14 protein-coding genes and 1 pseudogene are annotated in these 16,414 nt (G+C 46.5%); 14 read left to right on the forward strand and 1 reads right to left on the reverse strand.

All coding sequences use genetic code 11. The features are described from left to right. The 14 genes and pseudogenes from DHL47_RS03645 to DHL47_RS03710 form a co-directional block, all read left to right on the forward strand. Positions 1-96: pseudogene (locus DHL47_RS03645) on the forward strand (TOBE domain-containing protein); the annotation flags it as partial. 231 nt (positions 97-327) lie between these two features. Then, the gene (locus DHL47_RS03650) at positions 328-507 is read left to right on the forward strand and encodes a hypothetical protein (RefSeq protein ID WP_209550935.1); all 180 of its coding nucleotides are present in this window, start codon (positions 328-330) and stop codon (positions 505-507) included. Between the two features lie 726 nt (positions 508-1,233). After that, complete coding sequence (locus tag DHL47_RS03655) at positions 1,234-2,445, forward strand: hypothetical protein (protein WP_209550936.1); 1,212 nt, start codon at positions 1,234-1,236, stop codon at positions 2,443-2,445. A gap of 352 nt (positions 2,446-2,797) precedes the next feature. Then, positions 2,798-3,262, forward strand: a complete 465-nt coding sequence (locus DHL47_RS03660) for a hypothetical protein (protein ID WP_245335535.1) — start codon at positions 2,798-2,800, stop codon at positions 3,260-3,262. A gap of 7 nt (positions 3,263-3,269) precedes the next feature. Then, positions 3,270-6,137 carry a TraM recognition domain-containing protein gene (locus DHL47_RS03665; RefSeq protein ID WP_209550937.1) on the forward strand — a complete coding sequence of 956 codons (2,868 nt, stop codon included), beginning with the start codon at positions 3,270-3,272 and terminating at the stop codon, positions 6,135-6,137. Positions 6,138-6,161: 24 nt separating this feature from the next. Continuing rightward, positions 6,162-6,914 (forward strand): hypothetical protein, encoded by a 753-nt coding sequence (locus DHL47_RS03670; RefSeq protein WP_209550938.1) that lies wholly within the window; start codon positions 6,162-6,164, stop codon positions 6,912-6,914. Between the two features lie 312 nt (positions 6,915-7,226). Next, complete coding sequence (locus tag DHL47_RS03675) at positions 7,227-8,258, forward strand: coiled-coil domain-containing protein (RefSeq protein WP_209550939.1); 1,032 nt, start codon at positions 7,227-7,229, stop codon at positions 8,256-8,258. Positions 8,259-8,293: 35 nt separating this feature from the next. Beyond that, a complete protein-coding gene (locus DHL47_RS03680) occupies positions 8,294-8,668 on the forward strand; it encodes a DUF5592 family protein (protein ID WP_209550940.1) in 375 nt (124 codons plus the stop codon). After that, positions 8,665-10,602 carry an AAA family ATPase gene (locus DHL47_RS03685; RefSeq protein WP_209550941.1) on the forward strand — a complete coding sequence of 646 codons (1,938 nt, stop codon included), beginning with the start codon at positions 8,665-8,667 and terminating at the stop codon, positions 10,600-10,602. The genes DHL47_RS03680 and DHL47_RS03685 overlap by 4 nt, the downstream gene beginning before the upstream one ends. Positions 10,603-10,709: 107 nt before the next feature. Next, complete coding sequence (locus tag DHL47_RS03690; protein WP_128836812.1) at positions 10,710-11,033, forward strand: TrbC/VirB2 family protein; 324 nt, start codon at positions 10,710-10,712, stop codon at positions 11,031-11,033. Between the two features lie 3 nt (positions 11,034-11,036). Next, positions 11,037-12,212, forward strand: a complete 1,176-nt coding sequence (locus DHL47_RS03695; protein WP_209550942.1) for a hypothetical protein — start codon at positions 11,037-11,039, stop codon at positions 12,210-12,212. 16 nt (positions 12,213-12,228) lie between these two features. Further along, positions 12,229-14,262 carry a pLS20_p028 family conjugation system transmembrane protein gene (locus DHL47_RS03700; RefSeq protein ID WP_128836810.1) on the forward strand — a complete coding sequence of 678 codons (2,034 nt, stop codon included), beginning with the start codon at positions 12,229-12,231 and terminating at the stop codon, positions 14,260-14,262. A gap of 44 nt (positions 14,263-14,306) precedes the next feature. After that, complete coding sequence (locus DHL47_RS03705; protein WP_128836809.1) at positions 14,307-15,065, forward strand: hypothetical protein; 759 nt, start codon at positions 14,307-14,309, stop codon at positions 15,063-15,065. A gap of 638 nt (positions 15,066-15,703) precedes the next feature. After that, positions 15,704-15,862 carry a hypothetical protein gene (locus DHL47_RS03710; RefSeq protein ID WP_209550943.1) on the forward strand — a complete coding sequence of 53 codons (159 nt, stop codon included), beginning with the start codon at positions 15,704-15,706 and terminating at the stop codon, positions 15,860-15,862. 182 nt (positions 15,863-16,044) lie between these two features. On the opposite strand, the gene DHL47_RS03715 is transcribed toward DHL47_RS03710, so the two are convergent. Further along, positions 16,045-16,353, reverse strand: a complete 309-nt coding sequence (locus tag DHL47_RS03715; RefSeq protein WP_209550944.1) for a hypothetical protein — start codon at positions 16,351-16,353, stop codon at positions 16,045-16,047. Positions 16,354-16,414: the final 61 nt, after the last annotated feature.

A 16,414-nucleotide genomic window follows, 5' to 3' on the forward strand; every position in this document is an offset into this window, starting at 1 on the left:
CGGGACTACCTGCAGACCGGTGCCGGCATTGATCTGGGCTTCGACCTCAACAAGGCCCATTTCTTTGATGCAGAGACCGAGCAGGCGGTTTACTGAGGCCGATGGCAACTGATATATAGTTATTTAGGGCAGCAGATTGGCAGATAGTTATGTTATCATCTCATACTCTTTGAAAATCTAAGATGAGGCTGAGGCAAAAGTGTTTCAGCTCTGAAAGTCAGTGAGACGATGTATGGTTACTGACTTGACTCGCACCCCTTGTCATCTTTGATTTTCTTTGAGTGCCAGCAATCCGTCTGTTCTGCTTTTGTAAAAAAGGAGACGCTGATGAATACCTCTTGGTATGCACTGCTTGGTAACGATTTCGTTCGCTTGCTGATATTGGATCTTGTTTTTACCGGCTTTGTATGGATGGGTGCCCGCAAGCGGCATTTTTCCTACTGGGTACTGTTTGTTCCAACGATAGCGCTCTTTTTAGGCTATCAACTTTGGCAGATTCTTTGGTAGCCTTATGGGAAAATCCCTTCTTCCTTTGCGAAATCAAGCCGTATGGCCATCGTCTTGCTCCAACAGTCTGAGTCAAAAAATCAGAAACGAGGCAGGTGAGCTGTCCGCTAAAAAACGGAGTTTTTGTCAGCGGGATTTCATCAAGGAGAGGCTGGGCAAAAGCCCAGTCTTTTGCATCTGCATGAGAAAAAACAGATGGGCACAGTAGTTGATGGGCATCTTCGTTCACTTTTTCAAAGATATAGAAGTCTGTGGATAAGAGCAAAAGCAGGTCTTCCTGTCGGCCTTGAAACAGAGATTTTTATAGAAGTAGTTCCAGCAGGAGTGAAGGGAGTCCTTTGGAGTTTTTGACAGCATAAATGCGGAAATCTGGCCAAGATGGCGGGTTCTGCTGGATTTTCTGCTGATTTTTATGGCATATCAGGCGGTGAGACAGGCTCCACCGCCTTTTCTTTTTATCGTAAACATTAATGGCCGGCTTTTTCTATATAATAGAATTAACTCTTGTTTTTATATAGTCTTTTGGCTGGCTTTCCTTCTCAATGAAAATCATCAGCAAATGAGGCAGGAACTAAAAGGTTCCCCGAACCTTTTTACTCTCCCAGACTATGTCACTGCTGAAAGACTATACTGTGTAAAACGATTGAATTTGCCCGCCGAGCTCAGCTGCGGCATCGCCATTTTAAGGAAAATCAGTTTGCGAACAGGTCTGATAGAAAGGCTGTTATGAAAAGAATTCAGGACATTGCTTCCACCCACCCAGATGTAAAAAAAGTAGTCAAAAACGGGGTCAGCCTTGACTCCAAATATGTGGCCAGCCTGCAGGAGGGGGATTCCGACTGGCTGGAGACGGCAGAGCGGATTCCGCGCAGTTTGGAGAGCTATGCCAATGCGATTGGCAGAAACTTTAACCGCCATGATATTGGCAACAAGGCTAAGGAAACGGCGGCTTTGGCATCGGTGATTTCCTGCCGGGCTGTCGGGATGATAGATGCCGCCAAGCAGGTATCGGAAAGCACGGGACAGGTCTTTTTTGAGGATATTGTCATCTGCCAGCCGACCAAGAAGGAATATGAGAGCCTGCGTATCTATGTCCCCCAGCATATTGCCGGCTTTTATCAGCCTGCGGAGCTGCGCAGAATGATTGGACAGGTTTTTCCGGTCAAGGTGATTGATTTGAAGCAGGTGGTCTTTGCCAAACGCTACAACTCTTTTAAAAAAGGGGAGGAGCAGCAGCTGGAAAATGAATATGTAGCCTTGGGAGACATCAATATTGCTGAGTACCTGCTGAACAGTCAGGTTTTGCAGGAGCTGGAAGACGGCAGTGAGCGGTCGCCTATTCATGATGTGCAAAAGGGGATGGTCAATTATATTTCGGACAATGGTGTGTTTGTGCTGACCGCCAATCTGGAACGGGTCTTTATCCCCAACAAGGCCTTTAGCTATAAGTATTATTCACGGGTTCTACAGCCTCAGGATTATGTGGCAGCTGGTGAGCTGATTGATTTCAGATTTGTCCGCGGCCGCTATGAGCAGGCAGATGACAAGCGCAAACGTTTGGGCATTGAGGGGGCTTCACCCAATATTGTCGGCGAGCGGCTTTCGCTGGAAAAAAATCCTCAGGAGGTCATTCAGACTTTCATTGATGCCGGCCCGGGAACCGTTGCTTCCGGCTATATCACGGATTTCAACGCTATTAAGGGCCATTATTTTGAAATAGACGGAGCCTACGGCTATCCTGTCCGTCTGGTTGCCAGTGAGCGCATCAGGCCCAAGCTTTTTCAGAATCGGCAGAAAATTTCAGTGGTGCTGCGTCAGGGCAGCTATGAGTTTGCTGCGGATAAGACAGGTAAGCCTTATCTCAAAGTCCGAGCGACGGTTGTCTACAATTCGACCTACAATGAGCAGGCCGGCTTAGAGGATTTTTTTGACAGATAGGAAAAGCCGGCTGCTTTGCGCTCCTATCGTCCCTTAGTTTATCTTAGCTCCAACAGCCAGCTCCGACATGGGCAGTATTGAAACGATTATTTTCCCTACTGCTAGATTAGTGCAGGAGTGGGAGAAAGTCCTGCGGGATTTCTCGTGGCAGGAGCCGCCAGCTGCCACCCTGTCTGCTCCTGCCTAGTTTGCTGATGATTTTCATTGAGTATAAGGCGGCGGGCGGTCTGCTCCAAAGGGGAACTCGTTTGAGCATGCAGTGCGGCTGGTTGGATTTTCTTGCTGTTTTTGTATTTGGGATTCGCCAAGTCTGACTTGAGTGGTTCTGCCAGTTTTTTAGAGAGGAGCGCAGTTGGATACAGCTTTTTTTAATACAGTCATCTATTATCTGATTGTTTTTGCAGAAATCTTTCTTGGTCTGTCTATTATTGGTTCGGGCATTGTCTGGGTTATCGGCGACCAAACCAATAATGTGGAGCGAAAGCGCAAATCCGGTTTGATTTTTTTGATTTCAGTCTCTTTCTTTTATCTTTTCCGTTTTGGTTCCATTGCCATCATGGCGCTTTTATTTTCTAAGGGCGCTGTTCAGGGAGTGGAGGAGAAAAATCTGCTCTACCTGCTGCGGATTGCTCAGGTTCTGGTCTTGGCGCTGGTGCCGACTTTTTCCATTATTCAGCATTATATTTACAGGTATCAGTATTTGATTATCGAAAGAGAAGAAAGCCGGCAGCGGCAGCGGCTCTATTTTTATATTGCTTTTGTACTGACGGCCTGCATTGTCGGTCTGCTGGAACTGATGATTGGATTGGTAAAGTGAGGTTATCATGCTGTTTTTGCTTTCAAAATTACCTTATAAACTCAAGGGACACCGAAGCATTGATTATGTAATTTTTGTACTGAGAAAACTGATCTGGCTCCTCTTTCTCTTTGGGGCTGCCAGTCTGGCTGCTGTTCTTATTCTGTCCATTATCAGACAGCAGATTGGCTTTGGTCTCTTTATCTGCCTGTTTTTGGTTCTTTTTTTGTCTGTCTTTCTGTCTCTTTATCTGGGTTTTTGGCATACAAATCTGACCAGCCGCCAGCGCTATCAGCTCTTTAAAGAGAGAGGGGACTTTAGAGAGAGGGACCGCGGTCAGGCCATTAAGCGCTACATCTATCTGTCCTTCCTTTCTGCGCTGATTTCCAGTGTTGACATCATTGTTCTGACCCTTAATAATTACATCATTGCGGTCTTTAATCAGCTTTATGTATCAGTCAGCGACTTCCTCAAAAAGGGAGGGGCCTACTTTGATTATAAGACCTTATCGCCTCTGATTGGCAATCAGTTTTGGAACACCCTGCTCTTAATCGCGCCGGTCTTTCTCTTTGTCTACCTGCTCTATAATTCTTACAGCAGCGAGATTGTCGTTTATGATGACCTGATGAAGCTGTGGCTGAAAAAGCGTTTCTTTAAGCACAAGAAAGTGACGCATCTGTTTAATGATTTGGACAATGCTGGTGATGCTTTCCTGCGGTTGGGGCGCAATTCTGACATCGGCGATGATGTTATCCTGAAAACAGATGTCAGGCGGCTGCATACAGCTGGTTTTGGACCGATCGGTTCTGGTAAGTCTGTGGCCATTGCCAAGCCGGCCATTGTGCAGGATGCCCGCAATGTGACGGTGTATCTGAAAGAATATGCCAAGTTTATCAGAGAGCAGGACAAAAAGATCGAGGTCCTGCATATTACAGATGAACAGCAGCTCTTGGAAACCCAGCACGATTACTATGAAGAATGGTATGAAAAAGGGCTGGGGAAAAGACTGATTAACGGTTTCTATGTCAATGAGCCTTCGGGAGATTTAATCCATGATGCGGTGGATATTATCAGGCGGACGGGCTTTCCAGAAGATATGATCTGGCTGGTGGATCCGACCAAGGAGGATACGGACGGAATCAATATTTTTGATGCGGAGACCCATACAGCTGCCGGGCTGACTTCGGACTTGATCCGCAACTTTGCTGATGAAGGCGGCAGCGGCGGCGGGAATACATTCTTTAAAAATGCCGAGCAGGCTTATGTGCGCAATCTGGTCTTTATGCTCAAATCAACAGCCCGGATTGAAAAGAGCTATTTGGACGTCAATCTCAACGGCGGCTCTCCAACTCTGAGTGAGTTTTATGACTTGCTGGAAATTCCTTCCTTGGTTATCAAACGGCTGAAGCTCTTTAAGGTCTATAGAGATGCCAGTGAGCGGGAGTTTAAGCGGCTTTATGAGGAACCCTATCAGGAGCTCTACCGTCAGGAAAAAGAAGCTTTTGTCCGCAAGGGCGGGCTTCCTTCCCGCTTTGACTCGCATATGTCCCCTCAGCTGCGCAGGGCTTTCAATCAAAAGCGGGATGCCGAGTCTAGAAATAAGATCATCAACACGACCTATCATTACTTCGCAGATGCCTATAAGGAGGACCCGCGGACCGGTATTGAATACATTACCCACGATGCCAATATTGAGGGCATGAAAAATACCATCCGCAAGCTGGCCTCTTCGGATCTGGTACGGCGGATTTTCTTTTCTCAGTCTACCAAAGACATCGACATTCTCCTTAAAACCGGCGGCTTTCTCTTGGTCAATACAGCCCGGGGACCGGTCGATGACGACAGTTCCAGAATGATCGGCCAGATTACGGATATGATTGTCCAAAAGGGTGTGCTCAGGAGGAATTCCAGCACCATGGATCCTTTCTTTTCCATCATCGAAGATGAATACGGCTGGGTGACAACCCCCAATACGGAGCGTTTTCTCAACCAGTGCCGCAAGTACAATACGGCGGTGCTGGGACTGTATCAGAACTATGAGCAGATTGAAGCCAGTCTGGGGGCTTCTGATACGGCTGCCCTGCTTAATTCTTATCGGAATATCTTTGTCTTTCAGGGCAGTTCCAATAAGTCTGCTGAAACTATTGTTGAGCGGGCAGGGACAGAGAAAAAAGTCAGCCGCATGACCAATAAGGGCAGCGTGGATATGTTAGCTGGAAATGACAACAATGCTTCCTCTTACCGGGAGGAAATTGCCGAGGAAGAAGTGACCAGCAGCTCTGAACTCTTCCGGTTGGAAAAATTTCAGTTTGCAGGCGTTCATGTTATTGATGACGAAGAGAGCGAGCTGGTCAAGGTGACTCCGACACCTTCGTTTGATCTGCCTATTTTCAAGGATCCGCACTATAAGCCTCCCTTTGATGTGGAGCAAAATGAAGAGGACCGGCAGGCTTACGATATCTGGAAAGAGCAGGTGGAGCGCTACTATGTTGAGCGGCATTCAGAGGGAGTGATCCCCTTTGAGCGCTTTACTCCGGAAGAGCAGCGCATCATTCTGGGTTTGGATGAAGAAAGGCAGCCGCTGGAAAAACCTCGAAAAAGCGGCAGGAGAAAGGCTGCAAAGAAGGAACAGCCGGCTGTCCCGGCAGCAGCAGCCAAGCGGGCAGAGCCCGATAAAGCGGCAGCAGTCAGCGAAAGTGCCGCGGCCAGTCATGAGGAAGGGATGGCTTCTCCGTTTGCTCAGGCTGCAGAGTCTTCGGCAGCTGACCCTGCTGTGTCGGGCTTGGAACCCCCAGCGGAGCCGCAGGGCGAAAAGCCCGCGGAAGAGAAGCTGGCTGCTCCATCCTCAGCCAAAGCCAAACCTTCCAAAAAATACAATCCACTCATGGATGATTAACCGCTACTGAACAAAGGAGGTCTTATGTCTGCTGAAAGCCATTCTGTTTTTTCCCGCAAGCATGACAGCTATGTGCTGCTGGGATTTATCTGTCTCTGTCTGCTGTCTTGGTTCTTATGGCATTACCAGATCAATATAGGCCATAGGCTGATCTGGTCTTCGTCGCTTTCCCTCTCTTTTCCGGTCCTGTACCTGATTTTTGTCTGCTATTATCTGCGGGTAAGGCTTTTGCTCAGAGACGCTCCGTCTGAGGAACAGCAGGAGCGAGCACTCGGTCCTGTCGCGGATGCCCTGATCCTTCTCTCCTTTTCCCTCTTGCTGCTGACATTGATTGGTGTAGCTATGAGTTTTTTCTCTAATCAGGTCACTTACGACAAAATGATGTTTATCGAGAAAGACTCCCGACGGGCCCAGCAGGTCTTTCAGCCAGCTTCCGGAAGCTATGAAGAGCTGCTGGAGCGGATAGAGGGGCAGGACAGACAGGTGGTTTTCTTTTATAAGCTGAGCTGCAGAAAATGCCAGCGCTCCGTGCCAGCGCTTCTGTCCCGAGTGCGGGATAAGCGGAAAATCCTCTTTGTAGACGGTGCTTCAGAGGCCGGTCAAAAACTGACCCAGCACTATGGTATTGATCAAGTATCCACAGCCCTTGTCTGGGAGAAGGGGGGCTATCAGGTTTACAGTCTGGCCACCAAGGAAGATGACGGCCTGGTGACTATTCAGGAAGCGGAAATGAAGCGAATCGTCGATACCGTCAATGAGAGTGGGACGACGAACTGATACTTTTCGACAATCTCTTCCATTCACGCCAGCGTCGCCCTGCCTTACTCCGGTACAGCCTGCGGGGCTCAAACAGTTCGAGGTACTATTTGAGGCTGGAGATAAGGGAAATGCAGTTCCCAATTTTCGTCAAGTCCGGAGGACTGTCAGAGCCAACGAAGCTTGGTTTTGATTTTTGAAGAGCAGCGCTCTTCTGATTGGATTTATGTCTGTGATAGCGGGCGGAGAGTATCAGGTATTCTGATAGTCTTTCGGCCCGCTTTTCTTTTTATGATAAACTTTTTTAGCGACTTTTTCGGCTATAATACAGACATGGATAATAATCAGAAAAACAATGATGTTTTAGATGTATTCGTTGAGAAGCACATCGTGGGGAATAAGATTGTTCAGACTCTTAAACGCCGGGCGATTCTGCGGAAATTCCTGACTTTTCTTGTGCTGATTTCTGTCTGGCTTTTTCTTTTAGTCAATGCCTATCTGTCACCGCAGCGGGTTGCTTACACAGAAGCACAGCTGGCAACTACCAGAGATTTTGAAAACGAGTCGGGCCGCATCATGCTGACCAAGCAGATTTACTCAGAAAAGAACGGCATTCTGCTCTTGGAATTTGAAACGTCAGACTACACTTCCTCTATTGCCAAGGGAATCAGTGCCAAAAATCTGGAATGGATCCTCTTTGCCAAAAATCAAAGCCCCGATACCAAAATGGAGGTCATTCCCCTGGCTAATCACAAGATTGATGTCATTGTCAAGGGGGTTCCCAAAGATTTCGAGGCGATTGCTATCAATATCACCAATAAAACAGTCGTCAATGACGATGTTGATGTCGGTATTGAGGAGTACAATGATGTAACCTCCAGCGAATCGAAATATGCAACCAAGGAAAAGAAAAAGAAAGATGCTTCTGAGCTGAGCAATGAAGTGCAGTTTATGGTAGCTGAGCAGGGGGAGAAAATCAAACGCACCTACCTGCAGGACCTGTCTCGGGAAACTTTTGCCCTCAATGCTTTTGAAGAAGAAAAGAATTTCCAAAACAAGCAGATTGAAAAACTCCAAAAGGCCATTGAAAGACTGGAGGGTTCGATTGCGGAAAATAAGTCAACCTTGGCCGATTTGGAACGTTCCGGCCAGTATTTAGTCGGCAGCAATCTGACCGAAAATCAGGAAAAAATCGAAAATGTTGAAAAAGAAATCGATGGCAAACAGACGAAAATCAATCAGGCCAAGGATAATATTGTCACCCTGCAGAATGCTGTAGAGGCGCTGGAGCATTCCATGCAGGAAGTACACGACGGCACTTATCAGTTTAATGCACCAATCACCTCAGTTGAAATGGATTTTTAGACTGAGCTGCGAAGGAAAAAGTGAAGGAGTAAACAATGTCAGAAGATAATCGTACCAATTATGAAGATCGTCCCTATGGATTTCCGCGTGATCTGTTTGCATCAGTCAAGCTGTATGGCATCCGTCTGTTCAGCCTTCTGTTTGTATTTGGTGCGCCTCTTTTAGCTATGCAGTTTACAGGGAGCGGCAAAGTCTTTCCCAAGCAGCAGACGCTGGAATATATCTGTTTTGTTGTGCTGACCTTTATCATCGCTCTCTATCTCATGTTTCCCTTCAACGGCGGCAAAAACAACCTGCATGCGATTCGGATTTTTCTGACGCGCCGGCGCAAGCGATACCACTCCATTGACCGTATGAGAAACAAGGAAGCAGTTAAGAACGAAAAAAGAGGGATAGGTAGAAAAACATGATTAAGACTGAGGAACTGCAGCAAAGAGAAGAGTATCGGGAGGCGGCAGAAGGGGCCAATCTCTTAGAGGCAGACAGCCCGCTTCAGGACCTGCTGCCGCAGAGACCGCAGGAGGAAGAAAGCCCAACTCCCTATCTGGACAAATATACTGAAAATGTTACAGAAAAGATCCGTAAGAAAATAGACCATTTTACGGTTTTTGGCCGGGAAAAGGAAGTGGAGCAGGTCATCGTATCACTCCTGCGCCAGACTAAGAACTCGCCCATTCTGGTCGGTGAGGCTGGGACAGGTAAGACAGCTATTGTTGACGGTCTGGTCGTAGAGATTCTCAAGGGCAATGTGCCGGACGAGTTTAAGCATGTTACGGTCCGCTCCTTGGAATTATCCAGTATTTCCAGCAAGTCGGATGGAGAAGATATGGTGTCCCGCCTCAAGCGGATCATCGAGGAGCTCAAGGCTACCAAGGGGGAGAATATCCTCTTTATTGACGAGGTGCACACTATTGTCGGAGCTGGCGGCGACGGCAGTATGCTGGATGCCGGCAATGTCATCAAGCCGCCTCTGGCGCGTGGGGAAATCCAGATGATTTCTGCCACGACCTATGAAGAATACCAAAGTTCTATCGAAACCGACAAGGCCTTGGAGCGGCGGGTGCAGATGGTGCCGGTGGAAGAGCCGACCGCAGATCAGGCGATCTTTATCTTGGGCAATATCCGCAAGCGTTTTGAAAAGGAACGCCATATCACCATTACGGATGATGCGGTAGAACAGGCCGTTCGGCTGGCAGTCCGCTACATCCCTGAGCGTTTCCTGCCCGATAAGGCCATTGACCTGCTGGACGATGCGACGGCTCAGGCTTACTTTGAAAAGCGCAAGGTCGTGGATATTGAGGACATCGCCAGAGTCATTCAAAAAATGAAGAAAATCCCCGTGACCACCATTCTCAAGGACGATTCGGAACGGCTGATGAACTTTACTGATGAGCTCAAGAAATACGTAAAAGGACAGGATTTTGCCGTTTCTCAGGTGGCCAATACGATTTATATCTCAAAAGAAGGCTTTCAGCGGCCCAATAAACCATTGGGAAGCTTTCTCTTTCTGGGAACGACCGGGGTCGGCAAGACCGAGCTGGCCAAGGCGCTGGCCAAGATTCTCTTTGACAATGTGGAGGCCATGATTCGGATCGACTGCTCAGAGTATTCCTCTAAGGGGGATAAGGATAAGCTGATTGGCAAGAATATCGTTGGCTCCAAAGGGCTCCTGACCGAACCGGTCAAAAACAATCCTTACTCTGTGGTGCTGCTGGACGAGCTGGAAAAAGCCCATCCAGATATCTATGATATCTTGCTGCAGGTGCTGGATGAAGGCCACCTGACGACGGGAACCGGCCGTAAGATTAACTTTAAAAATACCATTGTCATTGCTACGACCAACTCAGGTGCAGATGAGATTAAAAAAACCTATGCCAACGAAGGCAATTTTGGAGATATGACCGATCTGGCCTACGACGGCTTTATGAACCGGATTGTTGAGGAGCTGAGCCTGACCTTCCGGCCGGAGTTTATCAACCGCTTTGGCAATAAGGTAGTCTTTAACATGCTGACGACGGATATTATTGAAGCCATTGTTGATTTGGCTTGGACCAAGGAAGAAAAAAGACTGGCTGAGCAGAAGGTCTACCTGCAGTATGAGGATAAGACCGAGTTTTACGATTTTCTGCGCTCCAAAGGAACCAGTGTAGAAAACGGTGCCCGGCCGCTGGAACGGCTGATTCAGGACCGGGTGACCGGGCCGATTGCCGAAAAGCTCTTCCTCCTGCAGAGGCATGGCGCTGCCTACAATGTTCTGGTCAAGGTCATCGGTGAGGCGCCGGACGGCATTTTCCACCATATTGACAAGCGGACGCTGGACTTTGAAGCCACTAAAATAGAATAGAAAGACAATCGTTTGGAAAAAACGCCCATTTCTCTTTATGATACAGCGAAACAGGCGATGGTTTAGGCTATAATAAATCATGATAAAAAAGAAAAGGAGATAGAATCTTGAAAAATCTTAAAATCAAACAAATATGGGCAGCGCTGACAGCTGCACTGACATCATTCTTGCTGACGACACCGGTCTTTGCAGCAGGAAAAGATCCTTTCTCGTCTGTTACTAGTGGAGCGGAGCAGGCACAAGGTCAATTCTCTACTCTTGGTTTTGCCATTGCAGTGACGATGCTGATTGTAGCCGGTATTGGGCTCATGCTGTCGCAAAAGATGCGTGAGTGGGCCAAGGGCCACATTATCTATGTCATCATCGGGGTAGTTGTTATCGTCCTTGCCAGTCAGGCTGTTCCCTTTATTAAAGACATGTTTGGTGGTTAATCTATGGCAGGATTTGCTTTAGGAAAAGGAGGAGTTATCAAAGACTCCTCATTTATTTATATTGAGTGGGCGGGGAAGGACTCTCCCAAGCGCAATGGCGACATCAAAGATCTGATTGAGGACTTGGACGAGGAGTATTTCCTAGACAGCGGAACTATGGGAGACAGCCTGCCCTACCTCACCTTTCTGCAGGCGGAGACCCTTTTTCATGCCCTGCGGGATCAGTTTGGTGATTTCACTCTGGCCAAGGTATCTCTGGCCAATAGTGAAAGCGGCAAGCCTTCGATTGAAGATGAGCCCAGCATCAGTCCTTTCTTGATTGACCATACCTATGACAATATTATGACGAAGCTCATGGAGGCTTCCCTGCGGGATCCCCGTTTCAAAGATTACACCTATGATGATCTGGCCCTCTATTTTACCGATAAGGAAAACGGCATTTTAAGGACTTATGCAGAAAGCCTGAATTTGTCTCAGGCTGATCTGCCTTATTTTCCTATGGAGTCCGATGTGCAAGGGGCTATAAAAAGGGCTCATCCTAAAAAGAACAGAAATAAAGGAGTATCGGAAATGGGAGAACAAAATCCGCTTCTGAGCAAGATTGCTTTGGGGCTGGGCATAGCAGGCCTGCTGATAGGCATTCTGGGCCTTGTCATTGGTATGATGGGAAATAGCAAGCGGGCTCAGCTGGAAGCCCAGACTGCCTTTCTCTATCAGGAGCAGCAAAAAATCCAAAAGCTGCAGGAGAAAGAACATGCAGCAGATGTTTTCGGACGTTTCTTTATCCCCAATTACTACTCTGGGAATAAGGAAGCGCTCAACCCCTTCCTGTCGTCAGGGGATGCCAAGTATACGCAGCCGGAACAGGCTCAAATCGTCAGCAATCTGCTGGAAAATGTCAAGCTGGAGAAAGATGATACCTTCACCCTGACCTATGTCATTACATTTTCCACGGCAGAAGGTGTGAAAACCAAACGCCTGTCCTTTGGGATTAAAGAAGACAATAAGGCCGAGTATGGTTTCCTGATCACATCAGAGCCTGTCAGCAGCATCTATATCAGTGAGAACAATAATGGCGACGAAAGCAAGCAGTCAGAGGAGCAAGGGGACAAGCAAACTGAAACGAGCAGCGGTTCAGAAGAAAACAAACAGTCTGAGTCCAGCCAAGCTCCTTCTTAAGAAGGGAGTGATATGAATGCCGACCTATAGCAGTCTTGCAGACTTAATCAGTAAGGCGAAAGATTTTAAAGATGATGTTAGTCCTACTTGGCCCTATAATGAGTCACCGACAAAAGAGACGGCTGCTTTTTATGAACAATGGTCTAATTATTTATCGTCTATTCCGCAGGTTTTTGCTTATTTCCTCAACCTTCCGGGGTGGATTACTAAATCCTTGTATTCTATCAGCATGGCCTTGGAGAATGTTTATAATAATTTATTCAAACTCTTTGGTTTCTTTGACTATCTGGATAGAAATGATACCTTTGTTGGTCAGATTTTTGATGGTCTGCAAAAGCTTGGAGTGGTTGTCTTTGTTCTATTGCTGATACTGTTTATTATTGCAAATTTTATAACCGGCTTAATGAAATACAAAGACGTTATAGGCCACTTTCTTTTGGTCACAGCTGTCTTGGCTTTTCTGCCTCAGGCAATCAAAGAATTTTCTTATGTATTGGCCAAGGACAGCCAATACATCAGTAAAATGTCTGACGACGGAGAGTCTGGCTTTGCTTCCCTGTCTGTCAAACCATATGAAGGCAACGTCGTCGACTTGTATGTTATTATTCAAAAAAATTTTGATGTCAATGTCTTAGGGATGGACAAGAGAGGCTTTTTAAATCCGCCATCTGATTCAGAAAATAAAGTCAGGCTGAACACCATAGATGACAGCAATGTCATGCAGACCGATTACAGCGCATGGTACGGAGGTACCGATAAAACGGTACTAGAGCAGTTTGAAAAGGATGGAGACGGCGGTGATGCTAACTTTAAAGGAGTAGCCCCTATTCTGAGTTCCGTTCTTAGGTCAAATGAAGAAGGGAATGTCCGTATTGATAATGTCAAACCAGGGACTTGGAGTGAACTGGAAAATGTCTTCTCGGCTGTTTACCCTCGCTACAGCGTTAACTGGATTGGTCTAATCGTTCAGCAAATCGTACTAATTGCTCTGTTGATTAGTATGTCTATCAGGTTTGTGCAGTCCGTTTTTCAGGTCATTGTGGCAGGGATGGTGGCTCCGATTGTCGGTTATACCTCTGTTGAAAACTCAGAAAAATTCAAGGAGCTGCTTCAAATGATTTTTGGGACGATTACAGGCGTCTTCTTTGAAGTGATTCTGCTGCGCGTTGCTATGAGTGTTCTGAGAGACTTCCCTGGCATGGTGGCTTCAAGTTTTACCTGGCTATCATCAGGAGGCTTCTCTTCCAATCTCAGCTATTGGGAAAATGTCATGGCTTCTATCATTGTTTACATAGGAGTTTACCTGTCTCTGATAAGCGGCAACAATGCTGTTGAACGCTGGTTAGGTGTTTCTCCGTCGCAGGGCCGCGGAGGGCAAATGGCTGGTATGGCTGGCGCCGGTCTGGCGGCTGGCGGTGCAGCCTCAAGAGCTGGCAGGAAAATGGTTAAATCAGCTCCGGGGGTTGCCAAGAGGACTGCCCGCGGTGTAGGCACCGTTGCTAAGAAAGCTTCTCAAGGTGCTCGAAGCGCGGCCCGCGGAGCGGGTACTGCGGCTAAGGGGATTGGTGCCGGTGCAGCCCGTGTTGCCGGAGGGGCCAAAGGAGCAGTTGAAGGTATCCGTCAGGCCGGCGGAGTTGGCAGAGCAGCTGCCAATCTAGGATCTCATGCCAAAGCTGGTGTCGGCAGTGCTTATGAAAGTGTCAAAAGTTCTGTTCAGTCAACAGCCGGTGGAGTCAAGGATTCTGTTAAGAGTGCCGGTCAAAAAGTGGGCGATGCTGCTAAAAGCAATTACAATGCCGGCAGAACAGGAGTTGCCAATACTCTTGCTTCCGGTGCCAATGCTAATGGTAAGACGAATACCAGTACCAAGAATGAAGCTTCTGGTGTCGGAAGCACGGCAGCCAATACCAACAAACCTAATCAAACGAAGCAAGGGATTGGCGGTGCCTCTGGTTCACAGATTTCTAGTAACAACAGTAAAACCAAAACGTCATCAGCTCCTTCAAATAATGGCGGCATTAAGAAAAAAGATTCTGGTAAAAAACCCTAGTCCAATAGATCGCCATTCAATCAATACAGAAAAAGGTATGACTAATGAAAAAACAGTATATTTCTTTCATAATAGCAATCGCAGTGGCTTTGTCTCTGGTATTCTTATCAGCCTGTAATGCTGCCAAGAATCCGTCCAATGGCGGGGGAGACTCCAGCTCTGGTACACAAAAGGCCGAAGAAGGTATTTATGAGCATTTGAAAAATGCTAAGGACAAAATATGGTATCTGACAGATGAAGTTTCTAAAGACTCTTACCCATTAGCAGTCTATGTCTTTAATAAAGGGAAGGTTAAAGGCTATACAACCTTTAATCGTGACGAGGGAAAGTCCTTTGGAGATCTGGCTAAAATGACAGATGAAGAAATCATTGAGTACTATGAGGAGCAGGAAGGAACTTTTCTAAAACACATTTATGATGTGACAGCCAGCAATGCGGAACAATTTCCTAATGATAGTCAATACAAAGAGTTAGCGGAAGCCTTACAGCCATACGGCGATGGTAAGGGTCAGCTGCCGACGGCTGATTTTCAGGTCAAACTTGTAACCAATGATACTGGAGAAGGTGTGGCCACTGAAGATATTGAGATTGATTTCTTAGATATTAGTAAGCCAGACCGAAACTTTGGAAATTTCTGGAACTATACTTTGAAACTGAAACATGTAACGAGCACTAGCAAGGTATATAACAGTACATACAATGGTTTTGAAACAGAGGATGATGTTCAGCCGCTCTTTATCACCCGCAGCAAGAGCCAATTCCAACTAGATACCCTCAAAACCAAAGGTATAGAAGTTGAATAAACACGAAAACGGAAAGAATTCTCTTTTCGTTTTTTATCTTGACAAATGGATAGAAAACGGTATAATGAATGTGTAAATTTTATTTACTGCTTTTCAGTTGAGCCTGAAGCCCTGTGGCTTCGCCTGTCTTTAAGGACTGACTTTCAGCGATGAAAGCTTATAGGCAGTGCAGGAATCCAAAGAAACAATCTGCGGAGCTGTGAGATTGGGATTCTGAAGCTTTTATGTTTCAGCTTCAATACTTGTGTTAAATTGGTAAACTTATGACTTTTCAAGCAGCTGCTTGGGGAACACTGAGAAAGTTATTTCTCAGCCGGCTAAGGTTGATTTAAAATCAACTAAAGACTGGTTTTTTCAGTGTGTCTTCATCTGCCTGAGAGGTCTTTTTTGCTGGTTTGACCTGACTGTCGGGATGGAGCTGCCTTCCATTAGGAAGAAGTTTCTGTTTTGAGGAAGTTCAAACGAAGAGCTGCTGTGCAGCTTTTTTGCTTGGATTAAGATTATGAACGAATCTGTAAGGAGGTGATTTTATGTATCTAAAAGATTGTGAGCACAATCTAAAAAAGCTCCCTCCTGAGTGTTGATCTTTAATTTGGTGATTGAAAATCAACATATCCTAAGGAAGGGAGGGGTAAACAATGAAAGAAGTGATTCTGGAGATGATTATTCATCTTGCTAAAGCAGTTCTCACTTATGTTTTATATAAGTGTTTAGATTTTTTCTTTAGCAAATCAGATAGCAGCAAGAAACAAGGCTTTCGCGGCCGCCGTTTCTTGCCACACCGCAGAAGAAAGTAATTCTGCAGCCCCGGTTCACTATACAGAACAGAAAAAAGCCCTTATCTACTGCAATAGATAAGGGCTTTGGGGTTTGTACAATGTACAAAGTAATTCTGGAACTCTATTATATTCTAAATTTTCTTTTTTGTCAACTGTTTTTTGCACTAAAATATTCAAGTTATTTATGCCGCTTATTGCTCTTAAGCTCCAGTCAGCAAGTGTCCCAGCCAGCTGATTAGGATATCGGCGACTGCCAGACCTAAGGTTATCATTCCCATGAAAATGGCAAATGTATAAGGCGCCAGCTGAAACCGTGGATTTTTCAGGTCGTTAAAGACAACGCCCAGACTCCCGCCCAAGCCGCCGCAGAGAGCAGTCATGATGAGAATGAAGGTGCGTTTGGCCCTGCTGTCAGCTAGGCTGGTATAGCTGCGCATGACCAGAAGCTGCCATATCAATAAAAGGAGCAAACTTAAAAAGGGGTGGCGGTGTATTGCATTGGAAATCAAGGCCTCACCTCTCTGATAGATTTTGCCCTTATTTTATCCTAATTACGAACCATAAGCAAGA

The organism is Streptococcus panodentis (assembly GCF_017884005.1).
GTDB lineage: Bacteria > Bacillota > Bacilli > Lactobacillales > Streptococcaceae > Streptococcus > Streptococcus panodentis.

What these genes read in the sequence shown, in the direction of transcription:
- DHL47_RS03685 (WP_209550941.1), top strand. Translation starts at nt 8,665, where the DNA reads ATGATTAAGACTGAGGAACTGCAGCAAAGAGAAGAGTATCGGGAGGCG.
- DHL47_RS03700 (WP_128836810.1), top strand. Translation starts at nt 12,229, where the DNA reads ATGCCGACCTATAGCAGTCTTGCAGACTTAATCAGTAAGGCGAAAGAT.
- DHL47_RS03650 (WP_209550935.1), top strand. Translation starts at nt 328, where the DNA reads ATGAATACCTCTTGGTATGCACTGCTTGGTAACGATTTCGTTCGCTTG.
- DHL47_RS03675 (WP_209550939.1), top strand. Translation starts at nt 7,227, where the DNA reads ATGGATAATAATCAGAAAAACAATGATGTTTTAGATGTATTCGTTGAG.
- DHL47_RS03655 (WP_209550936.1), top strand. Translation starts at nt 1,234, where the DNA reads ATGAAAAGAATTCAGGACATTGCTTCCACCCACCCAGATGTAAAAAAA.
- DHL47_RS03670 (WP_209550938.1), top strand. Translation starts at nt 6,162, where the DNA reads ATGTCTGCTGAAAGCCATTCTGTTTTTTCCCGCAAGCATGACAGCTAT.
- DHL47_RS03665 (WP_209550937.1), top strand. Translation starts at nt 3,270, where the DNA reads ATGCTGTTTTTGCTTTCAAAATTACCTTATAAACTCAAGGGACACCGA.
- DHL47_RS03710 (WP_209550943.1), top strand. Translation starts at nt 15,704, where the DNA reads ATGAAAGAAGTGATTCTGGAGATGATTATTCATCTTGCTAAAGCAGTT.
- DHL47_RS03695 (WP_209550942.1), top strand. Translation starts at nt 11,037, where the DNA reads ATGGCAGGATTTGCTTTAGGAAAAGGAGGAGTTATCAAAGACTCCTCA.
- DHL47_RS03680 (WP_209550940.1), top strand. Translation starts at nt 8,294, where the DNA reads ATGTCAGAAGATAATCGTACCAATTATGAAGATCGTCCCTATGGATTT.
- DHL47_RS03705 (WP_128836809.1), top strand. Translation starts at nt 14,307, where the DNA reads ATGAAAAAACAGTATATTTCTTTCATAATAGCAATCGCAGTGGCTTTG.